Raw genomic sequence first — 19,467 nt, forward strand, 5'->3', positions numbered from 1 at the left:
TTTGTGGGTGATATTCCATCATAGATAATAGATCAGCTTAAATAGACTTAATTCCTGCACTCTGTCTGTTCTTCACGTTATTAGCCCCGTGTGCGTATTTTGTATGTCCAGCTAGCCACCGCTTGCTCAAACTAGAGCTGATACCTTCATACATAACAGTGTTTTTAACAGGGTATTGTAATAGCTTGTGTATCTTGGCAATGCCATCAAGACCGTTACAATAATCTGCAGCGTATAAAGCATTGAAGGGCCAAAACGTATAAAAATTCGTGGGTAAATATTTTTAGCAGTGAGCTTTTTACTGTTATCGATGTTTGTGGTCTAAATCGGCAGCATTCCATGCATTTATTTGGTATTTATAAAAAAATATCGAAACTATACTTTACGCGAATACGGCAGGGTAAATTACCTGTAACAGATATTGTAATCTAGCAATAACTATAAAATTCAATGCTTTATTTGTGTGAGTGTTGGTCTGGATTTCGTGTGTACAGATCATTAGTTAATCATCGACTATCTTTGGCTAAAAGATTCCGCTCTGTGGTCAATCTATTCTCTTTATCTATTGAATAAACTTGAAGTATACTTATGCGCGTAATTAGGGTAAATAAATTTAAGGAATGGTTCACGTGAATCCAATCGTAAAGAGTTTTGAATATGGTCAGCACACCGTTACATTAGAAACGGGTGTAATCGCACGTCAAGCCGACGCTGCTGTTTTAGCAAGTATGGGTGATACAACAGTATTGGTTACTGTTGTCGGAAAGAAAGCTGAAGAGCCTGGCCGTGACTTTTTCCCGCTAACCGTTAATTACCAGGAAAAGACTTACGCAGCCGGTAAAATCCCAGGTGGATTTTTCAAGCGTGAAGGTCGTCCTTCTGAAAGCGAAACACTGATTGCACGTCTAATTGACCGTCCAATTCGTCCATTATTCCCAAATGGCTTCAAGAATGAAGTTCAGGTAATTATCACAGTCGTTTCTGTTGATCCTGAAATCAATCCTGATGTTATTTCAATTATTGGTACTTCAGCTGCACTAGCTATTTCTGGCCTGCCTTTCAATGGCCCGCTAGGCGTTGCTCGCGTTGGTTATACCAATGGCGAATATGTATTGAACCCAGATGTAACTCAACTGGCAGATAGCGACTTAGATCTTGTTGTTGCGGGTACTGAAGGTGCAGTTCTGATGGTTGAATCAGAAGCTGCCGCTCTACCTGAAGAAGTGATGCTTGGTGGTGTGGTTTATGGCCATGAACAGCAGCAAGTTGTTATCAACGCGATTAGCGAATTAAAAGCTGAAGCTGGTAAGCCTGCATGGGACTGGATTGCTCCTGTTCAAGATGAAACGCTTGTTGCTAAGGTTAAAGACTTGGCTGAAGCTGGTCTTACTGAAGCTTACCAAATCGAAGTTAAGCAAGACCGTTACGCCCAAGTAGGCGAAATCAAGTCTGCTGCTAAAGAAGCACTACTGGCTGAAAACCCAGAAGCCGATCTACGCGAAATCGATGGCCTTCTTGGTAGCTTAGAGAAGAAAGTTGTTCGTAGCCGTATTATTGCTGGCAACCCACGTATTGATGGTCGTGAACCAGATATGGTTCGTGCACTTAACGTTATGGCTGGTGTACTTCCACGTACTCACGGTAGCTCACTGTTTACTCGTGGTGAAACTCAAGCATTAGTTACTTGTACTCTTGGTACAGAGCGTGACGCACAAAAAATTGATAGCATCATGGGCGAGTACACAAACCGCTTTATGCTTCACTACAACTTCCCTCCATACTCAGTGGGTGAAACTGGTTTTGTTGGTTCGCCTAAGCGCCGTGAAATTGGTCATGGTAAGTTAGCATGGCGCGGTATTAATGCCGTTATGCCTTCAGCTGAAGAGTTCCCATACAGCGTTCGTGTTGTATCTGAAATTACTGAATCTAACGGTTCAAGCTCTATGGCGTCTGTATGTGGTACATCACTTGCGCTTATGGATGCTGGTGTTCCAATTAAGACTTCAGTTGCTGGTATTGCAATGGGTCTAGTTAAAGAAGGCGATGACTTCGTTGTTCTTTCTGACATCCTAGGTGATGAAGATCATCTTGGTGATATGGACTTTAAAGTTGCGGGTACTCGTGACGGTATCACAGCGTTGCAAATGGATATCAAGATTGAAGGTATCACTAAAGACATTATGCAAATTGCACTGCAACAAGCATATGGCGCACGTGTTCATATCCTAAATGTAATGGACCAAGCTATCGGTTCTCATCGTGAAGATATCTCTGACCATGCACCACGTATCACAACTCTTAAGATTAACCCTGAGAAGATCCGTGACGTTATTGGTAAAGGTGGTGCAACAATTCGTGCACTTACTGAAGAGACTGGCACTACTATCGAACTTGAAGATGACGGTACTGTTAAAATTGCTTCTTCAAATGGTGAAGCAACTAAAGAAGCTATCCGTCGTATCGAAGAGATCACTGCAGAAGTTGAAGTGGGTACGGTTTACAACGGTAAAGTTGTTCGTATCGTTGATTTTGGTGCTTTCGTTACCATCCTTCCAGGTAAAGATGGTCTAGTACATATTTCACAAATCGCTGAAGAGCGTGTTGCAAATGTATCTGACTACCTACAAGTAGGCCAAGAAGTTAAAGTTAAGGTGATGGAAGTTGATCGCCAAGGTCGCGTACGTCTTTCAATGAAAGAAGCTGCACCTAAAGCTGAAACTCCAGCTGCAGAGTAATCTGTAAATTGATATGTTAAAAGGAGGCCTCATGGCCTCCTTTTTTATATCTAAAACTTCTCTACCGTGCTTATTCAAGCAGTATTCGATTCACTTTTCATGACTATATATTTAGTCAACTACGTTAGTTGAAAATGTTCAGGTATTTTGTCAGTAGCAGCTTCTGACTGCCGTGAAATGATTTTTCATTAACACTCTTTTGGCCGTCACAACAGTTAGCTTCAACTCGTAATAGTTTCATTCATCTACCTCTATAATCACTGATGAGAGTTGCACCAGAGGTTATGACTTATCGATAAGGTAAGAAGGTAAGCAAAAGGACTGTTATAGATAAAGAGCAATGCAAATACGAGCATTTTTCAATTCCTTGATAGCAGTAGTCACAGGGGATTGCTATGATTATGATAATCAGTGAATTAAAAAGGTTAAATGGATGAATCAAAAGATGCGGACCTCCGCAATAGTGGTGTTAACAGGGATGAGCATGTTGCTTACGGGTTGTGCATCGACCAAATCCGAAAGTACTCCCCACGCCGCCATTAAAGTTGCGCCAGTTTCACCCGATTATAAATTAGAGGTCACCTTAGCTAAACTGAATGAAATACTCGCAACAGCAGAGTTGACAGTAGAGCAGCGTGCGCGTTTTCATTACGATCGAGGCGTGCTTTATGACCGCGTTGGGCTACGAATTCTTAGCCGTATTGATTTTCACCAAGCGCTAAAGTTACAGCCTAACCTAGCGGATGCTTATAATTTTATAGGTATTTATTACACTCAAGAGAATCAATTTGAAAATGCCTATGAAGCGTTTGATTCTGTACTAGAACTTTCTCCTGAGTATGATTACGCCTATCTTAATCGCGGAATTTCACTTTACTACGGTGAACGCTCTGAGCTTGCTGTAGCCGATATGCGCGAGTTTTATAAGCGAGATCCTTCTGACGGCTATAGAGTGCTGTGGTTGTACTTTGCAGAAATGGAACTGGATGCGCAAAGCGCGATGACTCGCATGGCCGACCACCGAACTCAATTAAATGCAGATGCATGGTCAAGTGCCTTAGTTGATTACTTGCTTGGCACTAAAGATAAAAATGCCATTTTTACACTTGCAAAAACCGGGTTAAAGCATCCTGGTGAGTATGCCGAACGTTTATGTGAGGCCTATTTTTATATTGCTAAAGCTGCGCAGCAACGCGGTGATAGCATCGAAGCTGCCAATTATTTGCGGTTAGCACTTGCAACAAATATCTATGATTTTGTTGAGCATAGATATGCAGGGCTTGAATTGGCTCGTGTAAATGCTGCGATGGTAAAACCCGTAAATTAATCAATTCATGCTAGTTTTTTGTAAAGCCTTCCTTTTAGGGAGGCTTTTTTTATTGGGTTATTAATATTGCAAATCAACTTTCACTTTGATTAAAGCTGTAGCACTGGTAGCCAAAATATAGGGGAACAGCTATAATTGCCGCCTTTGTGAACTCCCAGAATTACAGGTAAACATGTCAGGCTATAAAGTTGAGGTCGACAAACGTCGCACTTTCGCCATCATCTCTCACCCAGATGCGGGTAAAACCACCATTACTGAAAAAGTGCTTTTGTTCGGTAACGCTTTGCAAAAAGCAGGAACAGTAAAAGGCAAGAAATCAGGTCAGCATGCTAAGTCTGATTGGATGGAGATGGAAAAAGATCGTGGCATTTCAATTACCACTTCTGTAATGCAGTTTCCGTACAATGATGCTTTGGTCAACCTTCTAGATACTCCTGGCCATGAAGACTTCTCTGAAGATACTTACCGTACCTTAACCGCAGTTGACTCATGTTTAATGGTCATCGACTCTGCGAAAGGTGTTGAGCAACGCACCATCAAGCTGATGGAAGTTACGCGTTTACGCGACACTCCAATTGTCACCTTTATGAACAAACTCGATCGCGATATTCGTGATCCTATCGAGTTGATGGATGAAGTTGAAGAGGTGCTCAATATCAAGTGCGCGCCAATCACTTGGCCAATTGGTGCGGGTAAAGAGTTTAAAGGTGTTTATCATCTGCTACGTGATGAAGTGATCTTGTACCAAAACAATATGGGTCACACAATCCAAGACTCAAAGATCATTAAAGGCTTAGATAACCCAGAATTAGATGAAGCTATCGGTAGTTACGCTGATGACATCCGTGATGAAATGGAGCTGGTTGCCGGTGCGGCACATGAGTTTGATCATCAACAGTTTCTTAAAGGTGAATTAACGCCAGTATACTTTGGTACCGCACTGGGTAACTTCGGTGTTGATCATATTCTAGATGGCATCGTTGAGTGGGCTCCTATTCCTCAAGCTCGTGAAACCGAAGCGCGTGATATTGAGCCTACAGAACCTAAGTTCAGTGGTTTTGTGTTTAAGATCCAAGCTAATATGGACCCTAAACATCGCGACCGAGTCGCCTTCATGCGGATCTGTTCTGGCCGATATGAGCAAGGTATGAAGATGCACCACGTGCGTTTAGGTAAAGATGTTAACGTAAGCGATGCACTAACCTTTATGGCGGGTGATCGTAACCGAGCAGAGGCAGCATACCCAGGCGATATTATTGGTCTGCATAACCACGGCACTATTCGTATCGGTGACACCTTTACTCAAGGTGAAAAGTTGCGCTTTACTGGTGTACCAAACTTTGCGCCAGAAATGTTCCGTCGAATCCGCTTGAAAGATCCGCTTAAGCAGAAACAGCTACTTAAAGGTTTGGTACAGCTTTCAGAAGAGGGTGCTGTTCAGGTCTTTAGACCTATCGATAGCAACGATTTAATTGTTGGCGCGGTCGGTGTTCTTCAGTTTGAAGTGGTTGTAGGCCGTTTAAAGACTGAGTATAAAGTTGAAGCAATTTACGAAGCCATCAGTGTGGCAACCGCTCGTTGGGTTTACTGTGATGATCATAAAAAGCTAGATGAGTTTAGACGTAAATGCAGCATGAACTTAGCGTTGGATGGTGGTGACAACCTAACTTATATCGCACCAACGATGGTTAACCTTAACCTGTCTATGGAACGTTACCCCGATATTGAGTTCGCTAAGACCAGAGAGAACTAATCTAAACCGTTGTGTAGACTGAAAAACCAAGCCATGGCTTGGTTTTTTTTTGCCTTAAATTTTCGTAACAGCTATGTTTATTGTTGTTTTTACTATAATAGTTGAGCTGAGTTCAAATTAAGTCGTTTACTGCGCGCCAATTGGCTGGGCGCACGGAGGTGCAAGGTGAGGTTATAGCGGCTAGCCAAATGAAGAACTCGATTTCAAATATACTGAGCAAATTGAGTTCGCGCTGTAGGGCTGCTCACTAATTTTAGAAACCATGAACTGTTAGGCTGTTTTAAATATGTGCAGCGCTCATAATTAAATGGTAGTCAGTAACATACTCGAGGAAACAGGTTTGATGGCTATAACTGAGCAAAATGCTATGTGTAACACTAAGCATGCATCGTTGCATCTAATCGATAGCCATGCGCATTTAGATTTTCCTGAGTTTGACCATGACAGAGAGCTATTGTTTGAAAAAATGAGTTTAGCTGGGATTACTCAAGTATTGGTCCCTGGTGTATCAGAAGATCGGTGGGATAATCAAATACAGATTGCCAATAAGTTCGAATGTCTTTTTTCTTTAGGGATCCACCCTTGGTATTGTGATTTAACGACCGACAGCTGGCTAAGCAATTTAAGGCAGCGATTAACGACATTACAGCAGAGCCCTAGGTTGGTCGCTATTGGTGAATGTGGTCTAGATAAGTTACATAAGAGTAATTTTTATACACAGTTGTCGGTATTTCAAGTTCATATGGAACTTGCTAAGGAATTTGATTTACCGCTTATTATTCATTGCGTGAAAAGTCACCAAGAAATGCTGAAGTGTTTAAAAGAGGCTAACAACCCCAAAGCTGGTGTTATACATGGGTTCAGCGGCTCTCCAGAGTTAGCGATGCAGTATGTTAATTTAGGTTACAAATTAGGGGTCGGTGGGCTTGTTTTAAATGATAATGCGAGCAAATTGCAGCAAACTATTAGCCTGTTACCGTCGACAGCTTTTGTGCTAGAGACTGATTCACCAGCAATGTGCCCAAAAAGTATCAACGATGGGAGAAATACACCATTAATTTTACCTTTGCTAGTAGATAAAATGGCAAAGCTACAAAATATATCGAATGTTCTTATGGGGGAACGGTTGCGAATGAATGTTTCGCAACTCTTTGACCTGTAAAATTATTTGTTGAAACAGGTGCGGGGCGCATCGAAAGTTTCAAACAAGGTATTGAAATTAAAGCCCAAAAACTTGAACAATACAACGATTTTAGGCTGCTTGTCGGGTATAATAATGCATGAAATAGGGGTTGTTTAACAACATAATTAAAAAGTATTAACAATAGGTGATGGTTAATGGATATTTTAATGAGCTTTGTAGGGGTGGTTACCTTACTTGCTATCGCGTTCGCGCTTTCGTCAGATAGAAAAGCAATTAACTTCCGTACAGTTTTAGGTGCGTTAGCAATTCAAATCGCTTTTGGTGGTTTTGTTTTGTACGTTCCAATTGGACAAGAAGTTCTTGGTGGATTTTCTATGGGAGTTGCCAATGTAATTGGTTACTCTGCTGCCGGTATTGAGTTTGTATTTGGTGATTTAGCTAAATTCAAAGTCGGCTTTATTTTTGCTGTTAGTGTTTTACCAGTAATCGTATTTTTCTCGTCTTTGATTGCGGTTCTTTACTACTTGGGCATCATGCAGTGGGTTATCCGTATTATCGGTGGTGCACTACAAAAAGCATTGGGCACAAGTCGTACTGAGTCTATGTCAGCGACTGCTAACATTTTTGTTGGTCAAACTGAAGCTCCACTAGTTGTACGTCCGTTTATCGCGACAATGACTAAGTCAGAGCTTTTTGCTGTAATGGTTGGTGGCCTTGCATCTATCGCAGGTTCTGTACTTGCTGGTTACGCGCAAATGGGTGTACCAATTGAATATCTAGTTGCCGCTTCATTCATGGCAGCACCAGGTGGCCTATTAATGGCTAAACTGATGCAACCTGAAACAGAAGAAGCTAAAAATGACATGAGCGACTTACCAGAAGATCCTGATAAGCCAGCTAACGTTATTGACGCTGCTGCTGCGGGTGCTTCATCTGGTATGCATTTAGCACTTAACGTTGGTGCAATGCTAATCGCTTTCGTTGGTTTGATTGCTATGATCAATGGCATCATCGGTGGCGTTGGTGGCTGGTTTGGTATGGAAGGGTTATCGCTAGAAGTTATTCTAGGTTATATCTTCATGCCTCTTGCTTTCCTTATCGGTGTACCTTGGAATGAAGCACTAGTTGCAGGTTCATTTATTGGTCAAAAGATTGTTATCAATGAATTTGTTGCTTACCTAAACTTTGCTCCATACATGAAAGATCTTGCTGATGGCGGCATGGCTGTAGCTGAAACTGGTCTTGCAATGACTGAAAGAACGAAAGCGATTATCTCTTTCGCGCTATGTGGTTTCGCTAACTTATCGTCAATTGCTATTCTACTTGGTGGTTTAGGTGCTATGGCTCCTACACGTCGCCATGACCTAGCTAAGATGGGTATGCGTGCAGTTATCGCAGGCTCACTTGCTAACTTAATGAGTGCAACAATTGCTGGTTTATTTATCGCATTGTAAGCACTTTTAGCTGAGGGGTATTCACGCCTCAGCTAGGCTCTGCTCAACACGAGCAGAGCCACATTTTTATTCGCCTCTCCAAATCCATCCTGTATAAAGTCCTACTTTTTGCTTCAGTTATTAAGATCTACTCTATTTGAGCGCTGTATAAGTCTCTCGCTTCGATTAAAATCAATGTAGCACCCCCAAGCTTATCGTTGTGATGTTTACTCTTAACCATTGCTGTCACTCCTATGCAGATAACTCATTGTCAGTTATTGCTTTAAGGAGCCTGAAGCTTATTACAACTAAAATAATCAAACGTGCAGCTCCTATCTTCTGCATTTCCTAGCACTTAATAGCCTGCCCTTTGTTGTATTATCCAAAAACTACCTGCACATTACTTTTCCAGCTGGTGCCGTAACTTGCAGTAACATAGATACCTGACTTACCACACTTTATCGGCATGACTCTTAGCTTGACTTATAGAGCGCTCACTTTGGTGAGTCGATAGTCATTGTGTTATCCACTTCTTAGCACTAAATGAATCATTACCTAGGTAAGTGCACCTGCCTGTCACTTATACATCACTAAATTTTAGCCTGCTGACAATGCACAATAAGCCATTAGTTCCAATCAAAGTGCGGAATTAAAGTACAGTTACAAAGCATTAAGTTACCCGTACTTGTTCATGGTTACGCGTGAATAGATGCTTTAGTTGAAAAGCTAAATTATGGTTTGCTACTTTTATGTTGCTGTACATGAAGTGTGATTGGAGTCAAAGGTTATATGTATGCAGTGTTTTGTTATGGCTTGTGGTTCACGTTACCGCATTTATAACGTTGTAGTTTCATTGTGTTTAAGTAAAATCCGCCCGATAAATAAAACGCTGTCGTCTAATTAAGGGCAGCAAACAATAACAGACGGATTGAAGATGAATAAAGTAAAAACTATCGCTCTTGCACTTACAGCTCTTGCTGCAACAGTCTCTGGTCAAGCTGCTGCACAGCAGTTCTACAGTTACACAAATGTATCGGTTAACTACCTTGATTGGTCAGATGGTACTTCTGACCGCTCAAATTGGGAAGATTACGCTTACCTACAATTAGAAGCTGGTGCGGGTTATGACTGGGGTGATCTATACGGGTTCATGGATATTGAAAACCCAGGCAAAGGCGAATGGATGTACGAAAGTGACGACGATAAAGCAGAAGCTTTCCGTGTTGCGCTTAAAGGTACAGTAGCAGTTAATATTGGCGAAAGTCACTTCAACTACTACGCGTCTATCTACAGCCGCTCTGACTCTTCATTTAGCTACCCTGTATCTACTAGTTACTATGAGCAAAACCTAGTTCTTGGTGTTAGTTATGATTACCACACTGACTTTGGTTTATGGGTTAAGCCTTATGTTGGTGCACACTACATTCACAACAGCATGTTTGGTGCCGGCTTTAACGGCGGCATGGCTGGTTGGGTGCTAGGGTACAACTTCCAACTAGGCGGTCAAAAATTCATGATCACTAACTGGAATGACATTGAATTTGCTCGTGCTGACGAAGCTCGTGGTTACACTGCATTTAATGAAGAAACACACCTACCTGAGTACCATAAAACCAATGGTGACAGCTCAGGTATTAACGGTTCTGTAGCATTTTGGTGGAATGCAACACCTGATCTAACTGTAGGTGTTCAATACCGCTATGCTAACCAAATGCTAGGTAATGCAACTTACCAAAATGGTACAGTTTTCTCAGCTAAGTACAACTTCTAAATTGTATTTTTAGAGCCGCGATAATCGCGGCTCTACTTCAAATTACTGCTATCGTTTAGCCCTTTTATTTTCACCCAGCCCCTATCAACACCCTAACCAATTCTTTGTAAGCAATATATTGCTCTAGCATCAGTAAAAACGCACCCCGTGAGCTATCGTTTCACTCTTTTTGCTCTAATCGCGAGCGTCATTAGCTACTACTAATTAACCCCCGTAACAAATGATTGGGTCGGCAATAGTCCGTCGTCGCTGTTAAGCCGTTAACTGCTTGAGCATTTGTGTTATGGCTGCGAAGTGGTGAGTAACAAGAAAATTGTCTACATTTATATTCGCGTAAGCATTTAAGGCACAGGCATTGGATTGCAATTTCAGCTTATCTAATAGCGGATGTCGATTAAATTGAACAATGTTTTGGGTTAAAGCTTGTTTACTGAAAGCGTGAATTGCAGAGTTTAGGCTAATTAATAGTCATGTAATCATTGGTTTGTTGGCGATGTTAACGTTGTTCGTTCTCCTGTTAAAACTTAGTGTTCTGTTTTTTACATTAATAATGTTGATGTTTGATGGAAATTAAGTAGAATACGCGGCACAAAAAGAAAGGCTGACTCTGCATAAAGTAGAGCAGAAACCATAAAATGGGGTTGAAGATGAAAAACGTTAAAAGTATCGCACTAGCTACCGCGCTAGCTGCAACAACTGCTATGTCTGCACCGACTTTCGCTGCAGATCGTGGCGAAGATATCCATGCTGGTGACTACAGCTGGATGCAGTTCAACTACATGTACGCAGTAGATGAGCTTCCTGGCGAAAGCAGCCATGATTACCTAGAGCTTGAATTTGGTGGCCGTGCTGGCATCGTTGACATGTATGGTTATGTCGATGTATTTAACCCAAGTGAGCGTACTGATAGCGACAAAGCTGGTACCCCAAAAATATTCATGAAGCTTAACCCTCGTTTCTCTGTAGATGCGATGACAGGTATGGACCTATCAGTTGGCCCAATCCAAGAAGTATACATCTCTACACTATTCCATTGGGGTGGCGGTGACGCAAACCTTTACGGTGAAGGTGCTGGCGATGTAAATAATGCTTCAATCGGTATTGGTGCAGACGTAATGGTTCCTTGGGTAGGTAAAGTAAGCATGAACCTATACAAGTACTACGAGATGCAAGCTAAAGACTGGAATGGTTACCAATTCTCTATGAACTGGTTCAAGCCTTTCATGAACTTCGACAACGGTTCATTTATCTCTTACCAGGGTTACCTAGATTACCAATTCGCAAGTGACGATGATTACTCGACTACTCAAACGTCATCTGGTGGTGCAATGTATAATGGTATTTACTGGCACTCAGAGAACTTTGCACTTGGTTACGGTTTAAAAGCATACAATGATATTTACCTAATCGAAGATTCTGCAGGCTTTAAGTCTAGCGGTTTTGCTCATTACTTTGCAGCAACTTACAAGTTTTAAGTAATTGCTTAAAGTTTAGCTAAGTATTTGGTAGAGCCGCGATGTATCGCGGCTCTAATTATTTTCAAACAATGCAGTTAGTTGTTAATTTTTACGTAAGCATGCTTGATTTATCGTCACTCTGCTTACGTAAGCGTTAATTAAAATGATATAAGATTTACTACGCGCTAAAATGGATTTTTCGCGGAAAGGTAGACTTCATCTCCCTTCCCGGTCTTCATGGATTCAAGTCGTGACACTCGTGTCAGGATGGTTGCAATACAATGTTATGGCAATTTTGGATACCTGAATAATGCCCTTAAACTGAATATTATCTACTATTATTCATCATTTAAGGTTCGGCAATGCTCGAAGGCCCGGCCCAAAAGACAATCAAAATAAAGCCAGCCCAAAGCACTGCCATACGACAAATTACTATCAAATCTTTCATATTTGAATATGTCTCGGAGAGCTATTATGAGCGACTTAAAAAAAGCAGCACAACAAGCCATTAGTTTTATGGATCTTACAACGCTAAATGACGACGATACCGATCAAAAGGTAATCGATCTTTGTCATAAAGCAAAGACACCTGCTGGCGATACCGCTGCGATTTGTATTTACCCACGTTTCATTCCTATTGCCCGTAAAACCCTGAACGAAATTGGTGGCGATGACATCAAGATTGCTACCGTGACTAACTTTCCACATGGTAACGATGACATAGCAATTGCCGTGCTTGAAACTCGTGCTGCTGTTGCTTATGGCGCAGATGAAGTTGATGTGGTTTTTCCTTACCGCGCATTGATGGCTGGTAACGAGACTGTAGGTTTTGAACTTGTTAAAGCGTGTAAAGAAGCATGTGGTGAAGACGCTATTTTGAAAGTGATTATTGAATCAGGTGTATTGCAAGATCCTGCACTTATTCGTAAAGCTTCTGAACTATCGATTGATGCTGGCGCTGACTTTATCAAAACCTCAACGGGTAAAGTGGCGGTTAACGCAACACTAGAAGCTGCTGAAATTATGATGACAGTGATCAGTGAAAAGAATAACAAAGTAGGCTTTAAACCAGCCGGTGGCGTACGTGATGCTGCAGCTGCAGCTGACTTTTTAAACGTTGCAAGTCGCCTTTTAGGTGATGATTGGGCAACTGCTGCAACATTCCGCTTCGGAGCTTCTAGCTTGCTTACTAACTTACTGCATACACTTGAATTAGGCGATGCAGCAAAAGGCCCACAAGGTTACTAATCGTTACTGATTTAACTTGTGGTTAAGTGTGATCTAAATCTAATAAGGTGTATCAAAAGTCCGTTAATATGTAACATTATTACGACTTTTGTTCCCTTTTGAAGACTGCATGCTTTCCCTGTAGACGGGTTTCAGTTGCATTCTTGGAGGTAGTACATGTTTTTAGCTCAAGAAATTATTCGAAAAAAACGTAATGCTGAAACCCTTTCTACAGAAGAGATCCAATTCTTCGTTAACGGCATCACTAACAACACGGTTTCAGAAGGCCAAATTGCGGCGCTGGGCATGGCGGTTTATTTTAACGACATGAATATGGATGAACGTATTGCGCTGACCACATCAATGCGTGATTCTGGCACCGTTTTAAATTGGCAAACCCTTGACCTTAATGGTCCTATTATTGATAAGCACTCAACCGGTGGTGTGGGGGATGTCATTAGTTTGATGTTGGGCCCAATGGCTGCTGCTTGTGGTGGTTATGTGCCGATGATCTCTGGCCGTGGCTTGGGTCATACCGGCGGCACGCTTGATAAATTTGATGCTATTCCAGGCTATAACACAGAGCCTGATAGCGCATTGTTTCGTAAAGTAGTCAAAGACGCTGGCGTGGCAATTATTGGCCAAACGGGCGATCTTGTTCCTGCCGATAAACGTTTCTATTCGATTCGTGATAATACCGCTACAGTCGAATCTATTTCACTCATCACAGCTTCTATTTTGTCTAAAAAGCTTGCAGCAGGTCTTGATGCCTTGGCTATGGACGTCAAAGTTGGTACGGGTGCGTTTATGCCGACCTACGAAGCCTCTGAAGAGCTAGCACGCAGCATTACTGCGGTAGCTAATGGTGCTGGCACAAAGACCACCGCATTATTAACCGATATGAACCAAGTATTGGCTTCATGTGCAGGTAATGCCGTTGAAGTAAAAGAAGCGATCGACTTTTTAACAGGTGCATACCGTAACCCGCGTCTTTACGAAGTCACCATGGGGCTTTGTGCTGAAATGTTGATTCTAGGTGGCATTGCCAGCAATGAAGTTGAGGCTCGTGCTAAACTTAATGCAGTGCTTGATAACGGTAAAGCGGCAGAGGTGTTTGGTCGAATGGTTTCAGGCCTTGGTGGCCCTGCTGATTTTGTCGAGCGTTACAGTACCTATTTACCAGATTCAAAAATAATTCGTCCAGTTTATGCAGACCAAGCAGGTTTTGCGACAGGCATGGATACCCGTGAGCTTGGGCTTGCCGTTGTCACTTTAGGTGGCGGGCGTCGCAAGCCTGGTGACGCGCTTGATTACAGTGTCGGACTCACTAAAATGTGCGCGCTGGGTGATGAAGTTAGCGCCGATAAGCCCATTGCATTTATTCATGCTCAATCTGAAGATGCCTTTGCTGAAGCACAAGCTGCAGTAAAAAAAGCAATTCACATTGGCGATAGTAAACCAGACAAAAATCCAGAGATATACCGCTATATTCGCGAGTCAGATCTCTAACGGAGCACAGTATATGAAACGTTCTATAATCATGATGCTAGATTCATTCGGCGTAGGGGCTGCAACTGATGCCCAAGCTTTTGGTGACGAAGGTTCAAATACGTTTGGGCACATCGCTCAAGCCTGTGCTGACGGTAAAGCCAATGAGGGTAGAGAAGGGCCGTTAAAATTACCTAACTTAGCTCGCCTTGGTTTAGGTCATGCGGCTAAAGAAAGCACCGGTCAGTTCCCTGCAAACTTTGGCGATAATGTCGATGTTATTGGTGCTTACGGTTATGCTGATGAGCTTAGCTCAGGTAAAGATACTCCGAGTGGGCATTGGGAAATGGCCGGTGTACCAGTGCTATACGAATGGGGCTATTTCAATGACCTAACCAACTCGTTCCCTGTTGAGCTGACTGATAGAATTTTAGCACGTGCAGGTCTGACTGAGTTTTTAGGTAATTGTCACTCATCGGGTACTGTTATTCTTGAACAGCTCGGTGAAGAGCACATGCGTACCGGAAAGCCAATTTTCTATACCTCGGCAGACTCTGTATTCCAGATAGCGTGTCATGAAGATAGCTTTGGGCTTGAAAAGCTCTATGAGCTTTGTATTATTGCGCGTGAAGAGCTTGCTGATTATAATATTGGTCGTGTTATTGCGCGCCCATTTGTAGGTACGGGTCCAAGTGATTTTGAGCGTACAGGTAATCGCCGTGATTATGCTGTACAGCCGCCAGCACCAACTGTACTCGACAAATTAAAAGCTGCCGGTGGTGAAGTGGTGAGTGTTGGTAAAATTGCCGACATTTACGCTCACAGTGGCATCACTAAAAAGGTTAAAGCGACAGGGCTTGAAGCACTGTTTGACGCAACACTAGAACAAGTTAAGCAAGCGGGTGATAACACCATAGTGTTTACCAACTTTGTTGATTTTGACTCACATTACGGTCACCGCCGTGATGTTGCTGGTTATGCGCGTGCACTGGAATATTTTGATGCACGCTTACCTGAAATTTTAGCTTTGCTTGATAAAGATGATTTCTTGCTACTGACTGCAGACCATGGTTGTGATCCAACATGGCCTGGTACCGACCATACTCGTGAAAGAGTACCTGTCCTAGCTTATGGTGCGGGTCTTGAGGCTGGTTCGCTTGGCTTACGCCATAGCTTTGCTGATATGGGTCAGTCGATGGCTAGCTACTTTAAACTTGAAGCGATGGATTATGGTGAATCATTTATTGGTTCATAAGTATTAACTTACGATTTGGTGCCTCTATTGAGGCGCTAACAAACTAAGGCTGTAATATAAATTACAGCCTAAAATATATAGGGATTTTCTGATGGCTACACCACACATTAATGCCGTAGACGGTGCATTTGGCGAAACAGTTTTGTTTCCTGGCGATCCACTACGTGCTAAGTACATTGCTGAAACGTTTCTTGAAGATGCTGAGCTAGTGACTGACGTACGTAACATGCTAGGTTTTACGGGTACTTATAAAGGTAAACGTATTTCTGTTATGGGTTCAGGTATGGGGATCCCATCTTGCTCAATTTATGCAACTGAATTGATTAAAGATTACGGCGTTAAAAACCTGATCCGTGTTGGTACTTGTGGTGCTGTTAGCACTGACGTTAAAGTACGTGACGTACTAATCGGCATGGGTGCTTGTACTGATTCAGGCGTTAACCGTTTACGTTTTAAAGGCCAAGACTTTGCTGCTATCGCTGATTACAGCTTGTTAGCTGCAGTGGTTAAAGCTGCAGAAGCTAAAGGCACTAAGTTCCGTGTTGGTAATGTTTTCTCTGCTGATCTTTTCTACACGCCAGATCCAGAAATGTTTGACGTACTAGAAAAAATGAACGTTTTAGGTGTTGAAATGGAAGCGGCAGGCCTTTACGGCGTTGCAGCTGAGTTTGGTGCTAAAGCATTGTGTGTTTGTACTGTTTCGGATCACATCCGTACCGGTGAGCAAACAACTTCTGATGAACGTCAATCTACGTTCAGCGAAATGATTGAAATGACATTAGAAGCTGCTCTTACTCTGTAATTAGCACTTTTAAAGACTGCTGCTACTGCCGCGTCTGAGTCAAAAAAAGCGGGCCTTTAGGTCCGCTTTTTTGTGCGCAATCGTTATTACTGAGCCTTCGCAGTGGTGATTTTACCCCACGTCAGTATCGGGTTTATTGGTTGAGGCCTTGGCCTTTTTAGCATCCTCTTTGCGTTGTTGCTTTTCTTGCTTTAGCCTGAGCTTTTCGTTGCGCTTACTGAGCAATTGCCTTAATCGTACTTTGGCTTTACGTCTATCAAAATCAGCACGTTTAAAAGACAACGCCCGCGATAGCAACATGCCAATCAATCCCGCTATGATCAACATCATTTGCTGTTGTTCCATATTGAGCTGATGGGCTTCTTTTATCTCGTTAAAAAAGTATCTAGGTTCTAACCTTACCTCAATATAACCTAAGTTTTGTCCATCTTGAGAAACCGCCTCCACATATGGAGGGTATTGCTTAAGCAATAAGGTCATTTCGTCGGAGCCGGGCTCGTAGTCTTCATCTGTCACGCTTTGCGCAAAAGACAGCCTCACGCCATCTTCACTAAAAATACTGGCAGACATCACTTTAGGGTCGAGCACTAAGGCAGTTGCGAGCCATTGTAACTGCTCATCATTTTCTAGTTGCAACGCTGGCGCCGCACCATAAGCGGTTTGTTGTACTAATAATCGTGCCATCTTTTCAGTTTGGGACTTTAGAAGCTGCTGACCTTGTAGTAGGCTAGTTTCCCACAACTGATCCAGACCAATGAATAATGCAATCGCGATAAGGATCTGCAAAATCCTGCTTATTCGATGGCTCTTTTTTAGGCCTTTTAAATAAAACACTGAAACCCTTAATTTGTAATGTACTTACTTAATCATAATTGATTATGTCGGTACTCGGTAGTTGGAGAATCATAACTAATGGAAAGTTCGGCGCAATCTACTGTTTTTGAATGGCTAAAGAGTGAAAGTAGCATGACTTTTAATTGTGGGAAACAAGGATTTTCTCGCCACAATGAGACGGATTTCCAAACGGGTTACTTTCGATACCGCATTATTACCGCTGAGCCGCACCAGCTTACTCACCTGGAACACTTATTGTTGTCGCAGGGGCAAAGTGTCAGTCTGGCGCAGATCGCTCGTGCCACTAACCTTAATTGTGTTGAAGTGTGCGCAGCAAAGCCTGTGGATTTTAGTTCGTTAGCATTATTGCCGCAGCTAGAAGTCTTTGATATTAAGCCTGACGCGCCAGTGCTCAACCGACCTGGTTTGCTAGTCATGGACATGGACTCTACCGCAATTGAAATTGAGTGTATTGATGAGTTAGCTGAAATGGCAGGTGTCGGCGCAGCAGTGGCGGCGGTAACAGAGCAAGCCATGCAAGGTGAGCTCGACTTTGAAGAAAGCTTACGCGCGCGCGTAGCCAAGTTAACCGACGCCGATGCAGGTATCATTGCTCGTTTGTGTGAGCAATTGCCGCTAATGCCTGGTTTAACCGACACCATAAAAATACTCAAACAATACCAATGGCGCACGGTAGTCGCTTCGGGCGGTTTTACTCCTTTTGTTAATCATCTCAAACAACTACTCGATCTTGACGCTGCCTTTGCTAATCAACTCGACATTGCCAATGGTAAGCTACTTGGCACGGTTTCAGGCCAAGTGGTCGACGCTCAGTTTAAAGCCGATACTGTGCTAAATTGCGCGCAGCAGTGGCAAATAGCGGCAGGGCAAAGTGTGGCCATTGGCGATGGTGCAAATGATATTCCCATGATCAACACTGCCGACTTTGGCATTGCTTACCACGCTAAGCCTAAATTGGCGGCAGCGGCAGATGTAACCATCAGCCAGCTAAATCTAAAAGTCTTGCCCTATTTATTTCAGCTGCAATAGATGTGAGTAACGCATTGTAATTAAAAACCTATAACAGCAAGCTGTTGTAGGTTTTTTTATTTGTTTAAATCATTAGCCATCTAATTGATTAGAAATAGCCTTTTAAACCGGCATTGTTTTAGCGGTTTTTATTAGAGTTATTGCTCTTGTTATTTGCCGTAGACCTCCGTACGTTAAACGTTAACAAGGAGGCCGTAGTATGAATATCAAGCAAACATCGCGTTATGTGCCATACAATTATGGTCACCTTCATTTAAGGGTATTAACCCCGGTTAATGCGGATATGACTAAGCCACCGCTACTCATGTTACATGGGGCGATGTCTAATGGGCGGGTGTTTTATAGTGAATCAGGCAAGGGGCTAGGTTGTTATTTAGCGGCCGCCGGCGTGGTGGTTTATGTACTTGATACTTCGGGCCGTGGCAGTAGTACACCTAAAATTGGTCGAGGGTTTAGTGCTGGTCAGGGAGAAGTGATCCGCGAGCAGTTACCGCTTATTCAGCAGTATATTTTGTCACTACACCCGAATGCAGATACCGTACATTGGTGCGGGCATTCGTGGGGCGGGGTACTAATGGCGAGCGCGATTGCTCGTTTTGAATATTTACAACACTCCGTAGCCTCACTGGTTACCTTTGGCAGTAAGCGCCGCATTGAAGTTAAATCTCTAAGTAAGTGGATTAAAGTTGATTTAGTGTGGAACAAAATCGCGCCATTAATTGCTCGGTATCGCGGCTATTTGCCCGCCGAAAAATTAAGAATTGGTATGGACAATGAATCGCAAAGTTCACTTTTACAAACCATTGACTGGGTGCAAGGTTACTGGATTGATCATGATGATGGCTTTGATTATAGCCTTGCTGCTAAGCAGGCAAAATGGCCACGCTCTTGGTTTATTGCAGCACAAGGCGATAAAGTGCTGGGTAACCCAAGCGATGTAAAACGAATGATGTTGGAGTGCCAAATCCCTACAGCAGATTACACGCTGTTATCGCGTCAACACGGGTTTAAACATGACTATACCCACGCCGGCATGCTCACTCACCAAGATGCAGTAAAAGACCACTTTCCGCGGGTGCTGGACTGGTATCAGAGCTGAGTATAACAATGTGATTTAGAATCAGTATCGACTGCTGTTTGTGGTCAATACAACGAAAACAGCCCATGCAATGCTTGGGCTGTTTTCGTTGT

14 protein-coding genes are annotated in these 19,467 nt (G+C 42.7%); 13 read left to right on the forward strand and 1 reads right to left on the reverse strand.

Annotation, left to right across the window (positions count from 1 at the left end):
* Nucleotides 1-629: 629 nt before the first annotated feature.
* The 11 genes from pnp to deoD all read left to right on the forward strand — a co-directional run bounded on the left by pnp (nt 630) and on the right by deoD (nt 16,392).
* Entirely contained in the window at nt 630-2,735 is a 2,106-nt protein-coding gene (pnp, locus tag RGE70_RS04155; RefSeq protein WP_310470278.1) for a polyribonucleotide nucleotidyltransferase, read from the forward strand.
* Between the two features lie 433 nt (nt 2,736-3,168).
* Nucleotides 3,169-4,062: a lipoprotein NlpI gene (nlpI, locus tag RGE70_RS04160; protein ID WP_310470279.1), complete on the forward strand. Its 894-nt coding sequence runs from the start codon at nt 3,169-3,171 to the stop codon at nt 4,060-4,062.
* 172 nt (nt 4,063-4,234) lie between these two features.
* Nucleotides 4,235-5,815 carry a peptide chain release factor 3 gene (gene prfC, locus RGE70_RS04165; protein WP_310470280.1) on the forward strand — a complete coding sequence of 527 codons (1,581 nt, stop codon included), beginning with the start codon at nt 4,235-4,237 and terminating at the stop codon, nt 5,813-5,815.
* A 343-nt stretch (nt 5,816-6,158) separates the two neighbouring features.
* A complete protein-coding gene (locus RGE70_RS04170) occupies nt 6,159-6,977 on the forward strand; it encodes a TatD family hydrolase (protein ID WP_375087898.1) in 819 nt (272 codons plus the stop codon).
* Between the two features lie 176 nt (nt 6,978-7,153).
* Complete coding sequence (locus tag RGE70_RS04175) at nt 7,154-8,413, forward strand: NupC/NupG family nucleoside CNT transporter (RefSeq protein ID WP_310470281.1); 1,260 nt, start codon at nt 7,154-7,156, stop codon at nt 8,411-8,413.
* 913 nt (nt 8,414-9,326) lie between these two features.
* On the forward strand, nt 9,327-10,163 hold the full coding sequence (locus RGE70_RS04180) for an outer membrane protein OmpK (protein ID WP_310470283.1): 837 nt from the start codon (nt 9,327-9,329) through the stop codon (nt 10,161-10,163).
* A gap of 647 nt (nt 10,164-10,810) precedes the next feature.
* Nucleotides 10,811-11,638: a nucleoside-specific channel-forming Tsx family protein gene (locus tag RGE70_RS04185; protein WP_310470284.1), complete on the forward strand. Its 828-nt coding sequence runs from the start codon at nt 10,811-10,813 to the stop codon at nt 11,636-11,638.
* Nucleotides 11,639-12,094: 456 nt separating this feature from the next.
* Nucleotides 12,095-12,868, forward strand: coding sequence for a deoxyribose-phosphate aldolase (gene deoC / locus RGE70_RS04190; RefSeq protein ID WP_310470285.1), 774 nt, complete (start codon nt 12,095-12,097; stop codon nt 12,866-12,868).
* A gap of 156 nt (nt 12,869-13,024) precedes the next feature.
* The gene (gene deoA, locus RGE70_RS04195) at nt 13,025-14,356 is read left to right on the forward strand and encodes a thymidine phosphorylase (protein ID WP_310470286.1); all 1,332 of its coding nucleotides are present in this window, start codon (nt 13,025-13,027) and stop codon (nt 14,354-14,356) included.
* Nucleotides 14,357-14,369: 13 nt separating this feature from the next.
* Nucleotides 14,370-15,590, forward strand: a complete 1,221-nt coding sequence (locus RGE70_RS04200; protein WP_310470287.1) for a phosphopentomutase — start codon at nt 14,370-14,372, stop codon at nt 15,588-15,590.
* A 91-nt stretch (nt 15,591-15,681) separates the two neighbouring features.
* Nucleotides 15,682-16,392, forward strand: coding sequence for a purine-nucleoside phosphorylase (gene deoD, locus RGE70_RS04205; RefSeq protein ID WP_310470288.1), 711 nt, complete (start codon nt 15,682-15,684; stop codon nt 16,390-16,392).
* 111 nt (nt 16,393-16,503) lie between these two features.
* On the opposite strand, the gene RGE70_RS04210 is transcribed toward deoD, so the two are convergent.
* Nucleotides 16,504-17,178 (reverse strand): AhpA/YtjB family protein, encoded by a 675-nt coding sequence (locus RGE70_RS04210; RefSeq protein ID WP_310470289.1) that lies wholly within the window; start codon nt 17,176-17,178, stop codon nt 16,504-16,506.
* A gap of 126 nt (nt 17,179-17,304) precedes the next feature.
* Between RGE70_RS04210 and serB the strand changes: the two genes are divergently transcribed.
* On the forward strand, nt 17,305-18,276 hold the full coding sequence (serB, locus tag RGE70_RS04215; protein ID WP_310470290.1) for a phosphoserine phosphatase SerB: 972 nt from the start codon (nt 17,305-17,307) through the stop codon (nt 18,274-18,276).
* A 199-nt stretch (nt 18,277-18,475) separates the two neighbouring features.
* Nucleotides 18,476-19,375: an alpha/beta fold hydrolase gene (locus tag RGE70_RS04220; protein ID WP_310470291.1), complete on the forward strand. Its 900-nt coding sequence runs from the start codon at nt 18,476-18,478 to the stop codon at nt 19,373-19,375.
* Nucleotides 19,376-19,467 lie beyond the last annotated feature (92 nt).

The organism is Shewanella youngdeokensis (assembly GCF_033180165.1).
In the GTDB taxonomy this organism is placed as follows: domain Bacteria; phylum Pseudomonadota; class Gammaproteobacteria; order Enterobacterales; family Shewanellaceae; genus Shewanella; species Shewanella youngdeokensis.

Excerpts from the sequence above, each read along its gene's own strand:
- nlpI (WP_310470279.1), top strand. The coding sequence starts at position 3,169 with ATGAATCAAAAGATGCGGACCTCCGCAATAGTGGTGTTAACAGGGATG.
- prfC (WP_310470280.1), top strand. The coding sequence starts at position 4,235 with ATGTCAGGCTATAAAGTTGAGGTCGACAAACGTCGCACTTTCGCCATC.
- RGE70_RS04170 (WP_375087898.1), top strand. The coding sequence starts at position 6,159 with ATGGCTATAACTGAGCAAAATGCTATGTGTAACACTAAGCATGCATCG.
- RGE70_RS04175 (WP_310470281.1), top strand. The coding sequence starts at position 7,154 with ATGGATATTTTAATGAGCTTTGTAGGGGTGGTTACCTTACTTGCTATC.
- RGE70_RS04180 (WP_310470283.1), top strand. The coding sequence starts at position 9,327 with ATGAATAAAGTAAAAACTATCGCTCTTGCACTTACAGCTCTTGCTGCA.
- RGE70_RS04185 (WP_310470284.1), top strand. The coding sequence starts at position 10,811 with ATGAAAAACGTTAAAAGTATCGCACTAGCTACCGCGCTAGCTGCAACA.
- deoC (WP_310470285.1), top strand. The coding sequence starts at position 12,095 with ATGAGCGACTTAAAAAAAGCAGCACAACAAGCCATTAGTTTTATGGAT.
- deoA (WP_310470286.1), top strand. The coding sequence starts at position 13,025 with ATGTTTTTAGCTCAAGAAATTATTCGAAAAAAACGTAATGCTGAAACC.
- RGE70_RS04200 (WP_310470287.1), top strand. The coding sequence starts at position 14,370 with ATGAAACGTTCTATAATCATGATGCTAGATTCATTCGGCGTAGGGGCT.
- deoD (WP_310470288.1), top strand. The coding sequence starts at position 15,682 with ATGGCTACACCACACATTAATGCCGTAGACGGTGCATTTGGCGAAACA.
- serB (WP_310470290.1), top strand. The coding sequence starts at position 17,305 with ATGGAAAGTTCGGCGCAATCTACTGTTTTTGAATGGCTAAAGAGTGAA.
- RGE70_RS04220 (WP_310470291.1), top strand. The coding sequence starts at position 18,476 with ATGAATATCAAGCAAACATCGCGTTATGTGCCATACAATTATGGTCAC.